The 13284-nt window shown below is 72.3% G+C and carries 16 protein-coding genes; 9 read left to right on the forward strand and 7 right to left on the reverse strand.

All coding sequences use genetic code 11. The features are described 5' to 3' along the window. Window positions 1-23: 23 nt before the first annotated feature. Window positions 24-440 carry an SRPBCC family protein gene (locus AC1DP1_RS15125; RefSeq protein WP_477507506.1) on the forward strand — a complete coding sequence of 139 codons (417 nt, stop codon included), beginning with the start codon at window positions 24-26 and terminating at the stop codon, window positions 438-440. Further along, complete coding sequence (locus AC1DP1_RS15130) at window positions 437-1324, forward strand: GNAT family N-acetyltransferase (RefSeq protein WP_477507507.1); 888 nt, start codon at window positions 437-439, stop codon at window positions 1322-1324. The genes AC1DP1_RS15125 and AC1DP1_RS15130 overlap by 4 nt, the downstream gene beginning before the upstream one ends. 24 nt (window positions 1325-1348) lie before the next feature. Here the strand turns inward: AC1DP1_RS15130 and AC1DP1_RS15135 are convergent, their stop codons facing one another. Continuing rightward, complete coding sequence (locus AC1DP1_RS15135; RefSeq protein ID WP_477507508.1) at window positions 1349-2575, reverse strand: glucose-1-phosphate adenylyltransferase family protein; 1227 nt, start codon at window positions 2573-2575, stop codon at window positions 1349-1351. Between the two features lie 54 nt (window positions 2576-2629). Here AC1DP1_RS15135 and nadA point away from each other — a divergent pair, with 54 nt between their 5' ends. After that, window positions 2630-3814, forward strand: a complete 1185-nt coding sequence (nadA, locus tag AC1DP1_RS15140) for a quinolinate synthase NadA (protein WP_477507509.1) — start codon at window positions 2630-2632, stop codon at window positions 3812-3814. Window positions 3815-3833: 19 nt separating this feature from the next. Next, window positions 3834-5018: a winged helix DNA-binding domain-containing protein gene (locus tag AC1DP1_RS15145; protein ID WP_477507510.1), complete on the forward strand. Its 1185-nt coding sequence runs from the start codon at window positions 3834-3836 to the stop codon at window positions 5016-5018. A gap of 27 nt (window positions 5019-5045) precedes the next feature. Here the strand turns inward: AC1DP1_RS15145 and AC1DP1_RS15150 are convergent, their stop codons facing one another. From AC1DP1_RS15150 to AC1DP1_RS15170, 5 genes are read right to left on the reverse strand one after another with little or no spacing between them, the layout of a single operon-like run. After that, the gene (locus AC1DP1_RS15150; protein WP_477507511.1) at window positions 5046-6215 is read right to left on the reverse strand and encodes an ATP-binding protein; all 1170 of its coding nucleotides are present in this window, start codon (window positions 6213-6215) and stop codon (window positions 5046-5048) included. Next, entirely contained in the window at window positions 6212-6784 is a 573-nt protein-coding gene (gene pspAB, locus AC1DP1_RS15155; RefSeq protein WP_457185290.1) for a PspA-associated protein PspAB, read from the reverse strand. Before pspAB ends, AC1DP1_RS15150 begins: the two co-directional genes overlap by 4 nt. A 10-nt stretch (window positions 6785-6794) precedes the next feature. Further along, on the reverse strand, window positions 6795-7709 hold the full coding sequence (gene htpX, locus AC1DP1_RS15160; RefSeq protein ID WP_477507512.1) for a zinc metalloprotease HtpX: 915 nt from the start codon (window positions 7707-7709) through the stop codon (window positions 6795-6797). A gap of 13 nt (window positions 7710-7722) precedes the next feature. Then, complete coding sequence (pspAA, locus tag AC1DP1_RS15165) at window positions 7723-8001, reverse strand: PspA-associated protein PspAA (protein WP_457185286.1); 279 nt, start codon at window positions 7999-8001, stop codon at window positions 7723-7725. Further along, the gene (locus AC1DP1_RS15170) at window positions 7998-8798 is read right to left on the reverse strand and encodes a PspA/IM30 family protein (protein ID WP_457185284.1); all 801 of its coding nucleotides are present in this window, start codon (window positions 8796-8798) and stop codon (window positions 7998-8000) included. The genes pspAA and AC1DP1_RS15170 overlap by 4 nt, the downstream gene beginning before the upstream one ends. Window positions 8799-8979: 181 nt before the next feature. On the opposite strand from AC1DP1_RS15170, the gene AC1DP1_RS15175 reads away from it, so the two are divergent. The 5 genes from AC1DP1_RS15175 (at window position 8980) to AC1DP1_RS15195 (ending at window position 11582) form a co-directional block, all read left to right on the forward strand. Then, on the forward strand, window positions 8980-9576 hold the full coding sequence (locus AC1DP1_RS15175; RefSeq protein ID WP_477507513.1) for a DUF3043 domain-containing protein: 597 nt from the start codon (window positions 8980-8982) through the stop codon (window positions 9574-9576). 10 nt (window positions 9577-9586) lie between these two features. Then, window positions 9587-10156, forward strand: coding sequence for an N-acetyltransferase family protein (locus AC1DP1_RS15180; RefSeq protein WP_477507514.1), 570 nt, complete (start codon window positions 9587-9589; stop codon window positions 10154-10156). A 118-nt stretch (window positions 10157-10274) separates the two neighbouring features. Beyond that, a complete protein-coding gene (locus AC1DP1_RS15185) occupies window positions 10275-10499 on the forward strand; it encodes a hypothetical protein (protein ID WP_477507515.1) in 225 nt (74 codons plus the stop codon). A gap of 55 nt (window positions 10500-10554) precedes the next feature. After that, window positions 10555-11286, forward strand: coding sequence for an AzlC family ABC transporter permease (locus AC1DP1_RS15190; RefSeq protein ID WP_477507516.1), 732 nt, complete (start codon window positions 10555-10557; stop codon window positions 11284-11286). Continuing rightward, entirely contained in the window at window positions 11286-11582 is a 297-nt protein-coding gene (locus AC1DP1_RS15195; RefSeq protein ID WP_191196805.1) for an AzlD domain-containing protein, read from the forward strand. The genes AC1DP1_RS15190 and AC1DP1_RS15195 overlap by 1 nt, the downstream gene beginning before the upstream one ends. Before the next feature lie 34 nt (window positions 11583-11616). On the opposite strand, the gene AC1DP1_RS15200 is transcribed toward AC1DP1_RS15195, so the two are convergent. Continuing rightward, window positions 11617-13227, reverse strand: coding sequence for a M4 family metallopeptidase (locus tag AC1DP1_RS15200; protein WP_477507517.1), 1611 nt, complete (start codon window positions 13225-13227; stop codon window positions 11617-11619). Window positions 13228-13284: the final 57 nt, after the last annotated feature.

Here is a 13284-nt window from a genome sequence, read left to right on the forward strand (position 1 = left end):
GTGCGTCGGGCATGCTTACCTGCATGAGCCTCGACCCCATCGTCGCCGAGATCACGGTCCCGGCGAGCATCACCGAGGCCTTCGTCGGCTTCACGGCCCAGATGGGCGAGTGGTGGGATCCCCTGCTCAGCCCCGAGCCGCCCACCTTCAACGGCATCGCCATCGACCCCGACGGACCGGTCGCGTCGGTGCACGGCGAGGAGCAGTACGTCTGGGGCCGGGTGATGAAGTGGGACCCGATCGGCCACTACACGCAGGAGCTCTGGCTCGGGCACCCCGAGGAGGAGGCGACCGTGCTCGACGTCCGCTTCACCGAGGCACCCGAAGGCACGCTGGTGCGGCTCGTCCACAGCGGCTGGACCCCCGCCACCGAGGAGGTGCGCGAGAAGTACACGCACTGGGGCGACCTCCTGCAGAGGTACGCCACCCACGTGTCGTGAGCACGCCGCTCGTCCGGCCGATGCGCGTGGAGGACCTCGAGGCGTTCGCCGAGATCACCGCGACCTCCTACCACGAGGTCGACACCCGCACCCACCAGCGCGCCTGGCCCGACCCCGTACGACGCCCCGCCGCCCGCAACAGCCACTGGATCCGACGGACCGGGCAGGCGCTGGTGACCGACCCGGGCGGCTGCTGGGTGGCCGAGGTCGACGGCGAGGTGGTCGGCGGCGCGGTCTCGCGGGTCCGCGAGCTGATGTGGATCCTCGCGTCCTTCGCCGTCCGTCCCGAGCACCAGGGTCGCGGCATCGGCACCGAGCTGATGGCGGCGGCGATGCACCACGGCCGCGGGTGCCTGCGCGGCATGTTCGCCGCCAGCGCCGACCCCGGCGCCGTACGCCGCTACCGGCTGGCCGGCTTCGACCTGCACCCGCAGATGATGCTCACCGGGGTGGTCGACCGGAGCGCGATCCCGGTGGTGGACCGGGTCCGCGAGGGCACGGCCGGCGACGTGGACCTGATGGACTCCGTCGACCGCCGCACGCGCGGCGCGGCCCACCTCGGTGACCACGAGCTGCTGCTCGCCCAGTTCAGGCTGGTGGTGACCGACCACTCGACCGGATCGGGCTACGCCTACGTCGACGACGACGGCTCGCCGGTGCTCGTGGCGGCCACCAACCGGCGTACGGCGTCGGGGCTCATGTGGGAGGCCCTGGCGTCCTCGTCACCGGGCACGCAGGTGTCGGTCCACCACGTCACGGCGGCCAACGCGTGGGCCCTCGACGTCGGGCTGGCAGCGCGGATGGCGATCTACACCAACGGCTACCTGTGCCTGCGGCGGATGAAGCCGCCGGCGCCCTACCTGCACCACGGCTCGCTGCTCTAGCCCGACGACCCGTCGGGCGGCGCCTCAGGTCGCCGAGCCCGGCTCCAGGCGTGCGCCTGCGGCCACGGTGCCGGAGACCCGGGAGTCGCGGCCGACGAGCACGAGGTCGTCGTCGTGGGCCAGGCGCCGCGTCGGCTCCGCGCCGACCCGTGCCTTCGCGAGCACCTCGGAGCGCTCGTCGAGGACGGAGGTGCGCACCACCGATCCCGCGCGGATGACGCAGTCCTCCATCACCACGCTGTCGTGGATCTCCGCACCCTTTTCCACCACGACGCCGGGACCCAGCACGCTGCCCGTGACGAGGCCGGCGACGTCCGCCCCCGGGGACAGCATCGAGTCGCGGCACTCCCCCGACGCCCGGACACGGGCGGCGGGACGGTCGGGCCAGTGCGAGATGACCGGCCGGCCGGGGTGGTCGAAGACGTCGACCCGGCCGGCGAGCAGGTCGCGGTGGGACTGCAGGTAGAGGCTCGGCTGGCCGACGTCACGCCAGTAGCCGGTCAGCGGGACCGCGACGGTCTTCCCGGTCTCCACGAGCCGCGGAAGCAGGTGCTCGCCGAAGTCGCCGATGCCGCTGTCGCCGCCGTCGGCCTCCGCCGACAGCTCGCGACGCAGGTCGCGCAGCGTCGCCAGCAGCGCCTCGGTGTCGTAGAGGAAGATCTCGGTCGCGACGGTGCCCGCCGAGGGCCGGGACGGCTTGTTCTCGACGCCGGTGACGGTGCCGTCGCGGCCTGCGATCACGACGACGTTGTCCGAGGCGTCCTTCTTGGTGACCTCGCTGGTCAGCACGGTGGCCACGCGACCGGCGGCGACGTGCTCCTCGACCACGGGCGCGAGGTCCATGTTGAAGACGTGGTCGGCGCTGCACACGGCGAGCGTGCGCGCACCGAACGCCTCGATGTCGGCCGACATCCGCAGCAGCAGGTCGCCGTTGCCGTGGGCGAAGCCGCTCTCGGTCGCGGGTCCGGTGCCGGTCTGCGGGACGATGCGGCGGAAGCCGCCGCGGTTGCGGTCCAGGCTCCACGGGCGACCCCCGGAGAGGTAGTCGTCGATCGAGGTCACCTGGTACTCCAGGGACACCCACACGTCGGCGAGGTCGGCGTGCACGAGCCCCGAGAGGGCGAAGTCGACCAGCCGGTGCACCCCGCCGTAGGGCAGCGCGGGCTTGGCCCGCTCGCGCGTCAGCACGTCCATCCGGGACCCCTGGCCCCCGGCCTGCACCAGGGCAAGCACCTCACCGCGTCGCGTCATGGCCGAAGCATGGCACCCGGGTGAGCTGTCCGCGCCCCCTCATAGGATGAAGGAATGAGCCTCGTCGACCTGCCGCTCCTCCCCCTCGGCAAGGGCCGCGACCTCGACGCCGAGCGCGGCGTGGAGTGTCCCGGCGACCTGCCCGCGGCGTCCGACCCCGACCTGGTCGCCCGGGCGCGCGCGGCCAAGGAAGCGTTGGGCGAGCGGGTCTTCGTCCTCGGTCACCACTACCAGCGCGACGAGGTCATCCAGTTCGCCGACGTCACCGGCGACTCCTTCAAGCTGGCCCGCGACGCGGCCGCACGCCCTGCCGCGGAGTTCATCGTCTTCTGCGGCGTCCACTTCATGGCCGAGTCCGCCGACATCCTCACCTCGCCGAGCCAGCAGGTGGTCCTCCCCGACCTCGCCGCCGGTTGCTCGATGGCCGACATGGCCCGTCTGCGCCAGGTCGAGGACGCCTGGGACGCGATGGCCGACGCGGGCATCCAGGACGCCGTCGTCCCGGTGACCTACATGAACTCCAGCGCCGACATCAAGGCGTTCTGCGGGCGCAACGGCGGAGTCGTCTGCACCTCGTCCAACGCCGACGTCGCGCTGGACTGGGCGTTCGCCCAGAAGGCCGATCTCGGCGAGGGCGCCAAGGTGCTCTTCCTGCCCGACCAGCACCTCGGTCGCAACACCGCGGTGCTCCAGATGGGCATCGGCCTCGACGAGTGCGTCGTGTGGGACCCGTTGCAGCCCGGCGGCGGCCTGACCGCGGAGGAGCTCCGGAATGCGCGGATGATCCTCTGGAAGGGTCACTGCTCGGTGCACGGCCGCTTCTCCGAGGACGTCGTCGACGAGCTGCGCGTCAAGCACCCCGGCATCAACGTGCTGGTCCACCCCGAGTGCAAGCACGAGGTCGTGCTCAAGGCCGACCTGGTCGGCTCCACCGAGTTCATCATCAAGACCATCGAGGCCGCCGAGCCCGGCACGGTGTGGGCCATCGGCACCGAGCTCAACCTGGTCAAGCGCCTCGCCGACGCCCACCCCGACAAGACGATCGTCTTCCTCGACCGCAACGTCTGCTACTGCTCGACGATGAACCGCATCGACCTCCCGCACCTCGTCTGGGCCCTCGAGAGCCTGGTCGCCGGCACCGTCGTCAACCGGATCACCGTCGACCCCGACACCGAGGCCGATGCGCTCGTTGCGCTCCAGCGGATGCTCGACCTGCCCGGCAAGTCGCACCGCGACTGAGCGACCGGGCGCGACGACGATGGCACGACGACGGATCAGCGACTCCGAGCGCCGCAGCCGGATCGCCGTACGACACGCGCTGGCGCCGGCGCACCGGCTGACCGACGTCGCCGAGGTGACCCGCGCGATGACGGTCCTGCACGCGACCGAGGCGGCCACCGTGCACCTCGCGGTCGCCGCCCGCGCCGAGGGCGTCAAGCCCGAGGACGTCGACGCGGAGCTGTACGACGCCCGGTCGGTGGTGAAGCAGCTCGCGATGCGACGGACGCTGTTCGTCTTCCCACGTGAGCTGCTGCCCGCGGCATGGGGCAGCGCCTCGGCACGGGTGGCGACCTCGGAGCGCAAGCGGATCGCCAAGGCCATCGCCGCCGGCGGCATCGCCCCCGACGGGGAGGCGTGGCTGGACGCCGCCCGCGACGCGACGCTCGCCCGCCTGGCGGCGGGGCCGGCGACCACCGCCGAGCTGCGCGCCGAGGTCCCCGAGCTGGCCGGGATGGTCGGCGGCACGACCGACAAGACGTGGGACCGACCCGTGTCGGTCGCCCCCTGGGTGCTCACCCACCTCGGCCTCGAGGGGAAGGCCCTGCGCGGGCGCAACGCCGGGCACTGGCGCCTCAACAAGCCGACCTGGACGACCGCCGAGGACTGGCTGGGGGTCGTGGACGAGCCGCTCGGGCAGGACCCCGGCTACGCCGCGCTGGTGGACCGGTGGCTGACCACCTTCGGACCCGGCACCGCGGCCGACATCCAGTGGTGGTTGGGGTCGACCAAGACCGCCGTCACCCGGGCACTGGCCGACCTGGGCGCCGTCGAGGTCGACCTCGACGACGGCACGACGGGCTGGGTCCACCCCGCCGACGAGGACAGCGGACCCGTCGAGCCGTGGGCGGCACTCCTGCCGACGCTCGACCCCACGGTGATGGGCTGGAAGTCGCGCGGCTTCTACCTCGCCCCGGAGCATGTCCCCTACCTCTTCGACACCAACGGCAACGCCGGCACCACGGCGTGGTGGGACGGCCGCATCGTGGGCTGCTGGGTCCAGGACGAGGAGGGGGTGGTGCGGCTGTCCCTGCTCGAGGACGTGGGACCCGACGGGCTCGCCGCCCTCGAGCTCGAGGCGCAGCGGCTCACCGCCTGGCTCGACGGCACCGTCATCGGCAACGTCTACGCCTCGCGGCAGATGAAGCAGGCCAAGCTGCCCTGACCCCGGCGCGACCTGCGCGGGACGGGCTCAGGCGTCGGCGCGGGGCAGCTCGAACCAGAACACGGCTCCGCCGCCCTCGCGGTCCTCGACGCCCATCTGGCCGCCATGGGCCTCGACGATCCGACGACACGTCGCCAGCCCGATGCCCGAGCCCTCGACGGTCTTGTCGAGGCGCGCCAGCGGCGCGAACACCCGCTCGCGCTTCTCGTCCGGGATCCCGCGGCCCCGGTCGCGCACCTCGACGCGGTGGTGCCCGTCGACCGGCATCGAGTCGACCTCGACGTCGGGCTGCTCGCCCGCGACGGTGAACTTCGCCGCGTTGTCGACGAGGTTCATCAGCACCGACCGCAGCTGGCCGGCGTCACCGCGCACCAGCGGCAGCTCGCCCACGCCCACCTGCTCGCGGGGGATCCGCCCGGTGAGGTCGTCGAGCGCCGACTGCATCTCCACGGCGAGGTCGACGACGTCCTCACCCGGGGCCTGGCCCTGCTGCGCGAACTCCAGCAGGTTGTTGATCAGGTCGGTCATCCGGTCCACGCCGCGGCGCGCGCGGGCCAGGGTGTCGAGCTGGTCGGGCTCCTCGATGTCGAGCTCGAGCGTCTCGAGCGACAGCGAGATGGACGTCAGCGGGTTCTTCAGGTCGTGGCTGACCTGCCCGGCGAACTGGGCAAGGCGCTCGTTGGAGGTGCTGAGGCGGGCGTTGGCCACGCTGAGGCGGCGCGAGGCGAGCTCGAGCTCGAGGACGTCCACCACGCGGTCGGCGAGCTGGGCCAGGCCTCGGGCCGCCTGGGGCGTCACCTCGTGGGACCGGTCGTCGAAGACGCAGAGGGTGCCGATGGTGACGCCGGCGGGTGTCGTGAGCGGGTGGGAGCCGTAGTACTTCACGTCGGCGAGCTCGCCGGTCGTCCACGGGTTGTGGGCGAAGCGCACGTCGTCACCGGCGTCCTCGAGCATGATCGGCGTGCCGCTCTCCACCACGAGCCGGCACATCGAGTGGTCGATCGGCGAGTCGGCGCCGTCGAAGCCGGCCGTCGCGACCTGGTGCTGCGAGTGGGAGCTCAGCAGGTTGACGGCGGCGAAGGGCACGCCGGCGACCTGGGCGGCGAGCTGCACGAGGGAGTCGAGCTCGCGGCGTGGCGCCCCGTCGAGGACGTCGTACGCCGCGATCGAGCGGTCGCGTGCCTCCGCGTCCGTCACAGCCCCGGGGCCTTCCAGACCGCCAGCCACCGCTGCAGGTCCGGCTCCATGGGGAGCTCGGCTCCCAGCAGGTCGCGCACGGACAGCTCCAGCAGCGTGTCGCGGGTCTGCTCGCCCGAGGGCGCGAAGGGGTAGAACGTGCCCTGCTTGTAGAGGTAGGTGAGGCCGAAGCGCTGACCCGACGCGTTGGCGAACGGGACCATCGAGCACAGCAGGCCGGACTCGAACCCGTTGAGCTCGAGCGTGGTGTTGACGGCGTGGAGGTCGGTGCACAGCCCGGGCACGTCGTCCTTGTCACCGGCGACCACGAGCCAGGTGAACCCGAAGTCGTCCTGGGTGATCTCGACCTCGGGCGCCTCGGCGTCGTCACGGATCAGGGCCAGCACGTCGGCCTGGGTCTGGGCGAAGGCCGCCCCGGCAGCCGAGCGGTAGCAGACCGATCCCGCGCCGGTGGGCTCGAACCCCAGCGCGGTCTGGAGCGTGATCGCCGCGCTCGGCACGTGGAAGAGCGCGTCGAGGTTGTTGCGCTTGGGCTGCGTCCGCGCGCGCATCGCCTCCCAGAGTCCCATCGCCGTCCCCTCAGTCGTTCGGCCGGCTCAGCTCGGCCTGGATCCGGGCGAGCTGCTCGAGCCGTTGCTGGAGGGGCGGGTGGGTGGCCATCAGGCCGCTCAGGCCACCGGCGAACGCCGGGACGATGCACAGCGCGCTCGCCGAGTTGGCCGTGCGCAGGTCCTTCGTCGGGATGGCTGCGGCCGACTCGCCGCTGATCTTCTGCAGGGCCGAGGCGAGGGCTGCCGGCTTCATCGTCAGGTAGGCGCCCGACCGGTCGGCGCAGAGCTCGCGGTAGCGCGAGAGGACGCGCAGCATCACGAAGCTGACGGCGTACACGAACAGGCTGACGAGCAGCACGACCAGGGCGACCGGCAGGGCGCTGTTGTTGTTGCCGCGCGAGCGGCCCATGCCGCCGAACTGTGTGAAGCGCATCAGCAGGCCCGCCGCGATGCCGGCCGACGAGGCGATCGTCATCACCAGCACGTCGCGGTGGGCGACGTGGCTCAGCTCGTGGGCCAGGACCGCCTCGAGCTCCTCGGCATCGAGCTTCTGGAGGATGCCGGTCGTCACGCAGACCACCGCACGGTCGGGCGAGCGACCGGTCGCGAAAGCGTTGGCGACCGGCAGGTCGGAGACACCGACCCGCGGCTTGGGCATGTCGGCGAGGGCGCAGAGCCGGTCGATCATGCCGTGCAGCTCGGGCGCCTCCTCCGGGCTCACCTCGCGGGCGCGCATCGCCCGCATCGCGACCTTGTCGGAGCTCCACCACTGCCAGAAGGCGATGCCGATCGCGATGGCTGCGACCGCGATGGCCCCGCCGGCGCTGTTGACGTAGGCGATGACCAGCGAGACGAGGCCCACGAACAGCGCCCCGAGCAGGAACATGGTGAGGGTCATCCGGGCGGTCAGCCCGGAGTCCTTGATGAAGCGGGAGGTGGCCACGAGTCGGCCGACCTCAGCCAGGGATGAGGCCGTCGTCGCCCAAGAGCTCACGGACCTCGTCGATGGTCGCGTCCGGCGGCGGCAGGATCAGGTCGGACTCGTCGAGCGAGTCGAGCTCGTGGTGCGAGCCGCTCGCGCGGACGGCGGACAGCAGGCCGTGCAGGGCCGTGCGGAACATCGCCTCGTCACCCGAGTCGACGGCCTGCTCGATCTGGTTGTCGAGGCCGTTGAGGGCGTCGAGCGCGTGGTCGTCCAGGTCGTACTGACCCTCGCCGAGGATGCGTACGATCATGCGCGACCGCCCTCGTTGGTCTCGCCCTCGGCGCGCACGGTCTCGGGCTCCTCGGCGAGGATGTCGCCGCCCGTCTCGGAGGACTCGATGGCCTGCGGGGCGCTCGAAGCCTTGAGCCGCGCCAGCTCGGCCTCGACGTCGGAGCCAGAGCTGAGGGCGTCGAGCTCACGCGTGATGTCGTCGCCGGCGTTGAGCTGGGAGGCGTCGTCGAGGGCGCCGGAGGCGATCAGCTCGTCGATGGCCTGGCCGCGCGCCTGCATCTGGGCGGTCTTGTCCTCGGCACGCTGGATGGCGAGGCCGACGTCGCCCATCTCCTCGCCGATGCCCGACATCGCCTCGCCGATGCGCGTCTGCGCCTCGGCGGCGGTGTAGGTGGCCTTGATGGTCTCCTTGCGGGTGCGGAAGGCCTCGACCTTGGCCTGCAGCCGCTGCTGCGCCAGGACGAGCTTCTCCTCCTCGCCCTGGAGCGTCGCCTGCTGCTCCTTGAGAGCGGTGATCTGCGAGGCGAGCCCCGACTTGCGGGTCAGCGCCTCGCGGGCGAGGTCCTCGCGACCGGCGCCGATGGCCTTCTCGGCCTGTCCCTGCAGCTTGGCCGCCTGCTGGTCGAGCTGGTTGACCTGCAGCTCGACGCGCTTGCGGCTGGTGGCCACGTCGGCGACACCGCGGCGGACCTTGGAGAGGAGCTCGAGCTGCCGTTGGTAGCTGTAGTCGAGGGTCTCGCGGGGGTCCTCCGCCTTGTCCAGGGCCTTGTTGGCCTTGGAGCGGAAGATCAGGCTGATGCGCTTCATGAGACTCATCGGGGTGGAGACCCTCTCTTGGTCATGCGGGGGTGGTGGCTGGAACGACTGGACTGTCGTTCTCACCCTAGAACCAAACCCAAGGCGGAGGTAGGGCATCCCGCGACGCCGCGCCCGGCGGGTCGCGACGATAGGCTGGTCACACCGTCACGATCCGTCCATCCGTTCCTCTCGTAGCCATGTGAAGGCAGCACGCGTGTTCCGTCGTACCAACTCCGAGCCGGAGACCCCCACCACCGACCTGAAGGCGGGTGGCAAGGGTCGACCCACGCCGACKCGCAAGGAGGCCGAGGCAGCCGCCCGGGCCCGTGCGAAGGTGCCCCGCACGCGCAAGGAGCAGGCCGCCGCCCAGCGCGCCGCGCGCGGCGACACGTCCCGCAAGATGCGCCAGGCGATGAAGACCGGTGACGAGAAGTACCTGCCCGCCCGCGACCGCGGTCCCGTGCGCCGCTTCATCCGCGACTTCGTCGACTCGCGCTTCTCCTTCATCGAGCTGATGGTCCCGCTGCTGATCGTGTCGATGGTGCTGGGCTACTCCGGCAGCTCGACGATGGTCCAGCTCGGCAACACGGTCCTGTTCACCACCCTGCTGGTGATCGTCCTCGACATCGTGATGCTCCGGTTCCGGCTGCGCCGCGAGCTCGCCCGCCGCTTCCCCGAGGAGCCGGTCAAGGGCACCACGCTCTACGCCGCGATGCGGTCCCTGCAGATGAAGTTCCTCCGGCTGCCCAAGCCGCAGGTCAAGATCGGCGAGAAGCTCCCCGAGACCTATCGATGAGCCCGCGCTGATGTCCCACAGCCACTCCCCCGCGGGCGGGGGACCCAGTGCCGACGTGTCCGTGCGGGTCGCCTGGGCCGACGACGCGACGTCGATCGCCGCCGTGCAGGTCCGGGCGTGGCCCGAGCTCTACGCCGGCCTGCTGCCGGCCGAGGTGCTGCCGACCGACGTCGACGCCGTCGCCGAGCAGTGGCGCCAGGTGCTCGCGCGTCCGGCCGACGCCCGCAACCGGGTGCTCGTCGCCCTCGAGCGCAACCGGGTGGTGGGCTTCGCCCTGACCTCGGCGGCCACCGACCCCGACTGCGACCCCGTCGCCGACGGAGAGCTGGCCGAGGTGACCCTCGACCCCTCGGAGCGGGCGAAGGGCCACGGCTCGCGGCTGCTCCAGGCAGCCGTCGACACGCTCGCCGCCGACCGCTTCACCCGCGCCGTGAGCTGGGTCAACGCCGGCGACGACGCCCTGCGGACGTTCCTCACCGACGCCGGCTGGGCACCGGACACGGCCCACCGCGAGCTCGACCTCGACGGGACCGGCACGACCACCGTCAAGCAGGTACGCCTCCACACGGCGATCGCCTGACCTCGTCTCTCGCGGCATGACCCGATCGGGGTAATTCACCCGTGGGGCACTTGCATTTCGCGTGACGCGCGTCACCATGGAGTGACCGGCCGCTCGCCGGTCCACCACGGGGGTCCAGATGCTAGGTCCGCTTCCCGCTCTGCACAGGTACGTGCTCGTCCTCGCCGCGCTCGTCGTCTGCGTCGGCATCGGCCTCTGGTTCGGCGCCGTGCCGGAGCTCCCGCTCAACCTGCGGGTGGGGCTGGTCGCCGGTGCCGCAGCGGGGGCCGCCGCGGCGTTCGTGCTCGTCCACGACTTCCACCAGCAGCAGGGCCGCGCCGCCCGCGCACGCCGTCGCCACTGAGCTGCGGGTCGGGACGGGCTCCGGGCCCGCCCGGCAGATGACCTAGCCTCGGGGCGTGTCCGAAGCCGCCCTCAGTCCCACTGAGCGGTCGGCGATCGTCCGCGACAGCCTGGCGGTCGGCCTGGCCACCGGGGCGTACGGCTTCGGCTTCGGCGCCGTGTCGGTCGCCTCCGGCCTGAGCATCGCCCAGACGTGCGTGCTGTCGCTGCTGATGTTCACCGGTGCCAGCCAGTTCGCCCTCGTGGGAGTCGTGGCCGCGGGAGGCGCCCCGGTGTCGGGTGCGGCGACGGCACTGCTGCTCGGCACCCGCAACACCCTCTACGGCCTCCGGATGGCGCCGCTGCTGCGCTGGCGCGGCTGGCGGCGCGTGGCGGCCGCCCACGTGCTGATCGACGAGTCGACGGCGATGGGGGTCACCCGCGACACCACCGAGGGCACCCGCCTGGGCTTCCTCACCACCGGTGTCTCCGTCTTCGTCCTGTGGAACGTCGCGACCGCCGTCGGGGCGGTCGCCGGCGAGGCCGTCGGCGACCCCCGCACGTTCGGTCTCGACGCCGCCGTGGGCGCCGCGTTCCTCGCCCTGCTGTGGCCGCGGCTCCGCGACCGGCGCAACATCCTCGTGGGCGTCCTCGCCGCGGCCGTCGCGCTCGCGGCGGTGCCGGCGACGGCGGCCGGCGTGCCGGTGCTCGCGGCAGGTGGAGTGGCGCTGCTCGTCGGGGTGCTGGGCAAGCGCCAGGACCCCACCGAGGTCCCCGGGCCCGACGACGTGGCAGGGAGGCACCACTGATGTGGACCGCCGTGCTGCTGGCCGGCGTCGGGTGCTACCTGCTCAAGCTGGCGGGGCTGTCGCTGCCGGAGCGGGTGCTGGCGCACCCGACGGTCGAGCGGGTCGCCGACCTGATCCCGGTGGCGCTGCTGTCGGCACTGGTCGCCGTGCAGGTCTTCTCGACAGGCCCCGAGCTGGTGCTCGACGCACGCGCGCTGGGCCTCGCCTTCGCCGTGGTGGCCCTGCTGCTGCGCATGCCGTTCCTCGTCGTGGTCGTGGGGGCGTCGGTCGTGGCGGCCGTGGCTCGCCTCGTCTGACGCCCCCACTCCCCATGTGGGTCGGCTGGGGTGGTCAGCCGACCGAGACGGCGCTCCAGGCCGCGGCCACAGCGGTGTGCTGTGCCGAGCCGGCGCCGTACAGGTCCCGCGCCGCGTCGAGCGTCGCGGTGCGCGCACCGGCGTACGTGGTCCCGGAGGTCATGTAGACCGTCAGCGCGCGGTACCAGATCTTCGCTGCCGCGTCCCGGCCGATGCCGGTGACCGACGAGCCGTTGCAGGTCGTCGAGCTGTGGCTCACGCCGCCGATCGTCCTGGTCCCGCTGCCCTCGGCGAGCAGGTAGAAGAAGTGGTTGCCGATGCCGGAGGAGTAGTGCACGTCGACGTCCTTGGCGGCGCTGCTCCAGCAGTCGAGCGAGCTGCCGTCGGACGACGGGCGGTCCATCCGGCGGAACCCGGCGTGCTCCTTGAGGTCGAACTCCTCGCCGATGAGGTAGTCGGCCGGGTCGTTGGCGTTGGCCGCGTGGAACTCGACGAGGGTGCCGAAGATGTCGGAGGTCGCCTCGTTGAGGCCGCCGGACTCGCCGGAGTAGGTCAGGTTCGCGGAGTTCTCGGTCACGCCGTGGGTCATCTCGTGACCGGCGACGTCGAGCGAGACCAGCGGCCCGAAGTCGACGCCGTCGCCGTCGCCGTACGTCATCTTGCTGCCGTCCCAGAACGCGTTGACGTAGCCGTTGCCGTAGTGGACCCGGTTGTAGGAGCCGCGGCCGTCGTTCCAGATGCCGTTGCGCCCGTGCACGGCCTTGAAGTAGTCCCACGTGACGTCGGAGCCGTACTGCGCGTCGGCTCCGGCGCTCGCCCGGTTGCGGGGCTGGCCGTTGCCGAAGGTCGTCGACGTCGAGGTGAACGTCGTGCCCGTGGAGCACCCGGCGCCGAAGATCTGGCAGAAGATCGAGTCCTCGGCGTTCTTCATGTCGGTCGTGTAGGTGCCGCCGCGCGTGGCGTCCTTGAGCGTGTACGACGTCCCGGAGCCGCTGACCTGCAGCGGGACCGTGCCGCTGTAGAGCGTCTGGCCCTGTCCGTCGACGTTGACGACCTGCTCCTCGCTCCGGATCACCGTGCCGGTGCGGGCGTCGACGTACGTCGCCAGGCGCGAGGGGGTGCCGTCAGCCTGGGTGCCGCCGGTGACGACCTCCCACGCCAGGCGCGGCGTGGCCCTCGTGGCGTCGACGACGAGCTCACGCGCCTCGGCACGGTCGTCGCCGCGGATGCCGGCGGTGCGGGCGTTGCGCGCCAGGACGGTGCGCGTGGCCGCGGTCCTCGGGATCGCGGCGTCGGTGCCGACGGTCAGCGGCTCGGCCACCGTCTGGCTGACGCCGTCCCAGCCACCGGAGGCGTCACGGTGGACGACGAGGTCGCCGCCGACCACACGGAGACCGTCCAGGGTGCGGTCGAACCGCACGTGCGTGCTGCCGTCCGGGTCGACGAGGGTGGTGCCGGCGACGAAGGCCTGGCCGTCGGTGCTGCGCGCCGCGCCCGGGTGTCGCTGCAGCGCGGCGAGGGCGTCGGACACGACGTCGGCCCGCACCCCCGCGGGCGCGCCCTGCGCGGTCGAGGCGGTGGTCAGCGGCAGCGCCGCGGTGGCGGCGGCGACGGCGAGCGCGGCGAGTCCTGCGGTTCTGCGCATGGAGGGGGCCTTCCGAGAGGTGGGCCGGGCACCCGAGTGGGCCCGACACCCTCCCCA

This window comes from Nocardioides sp. P4_G10 (assembly GCF_056401175.1).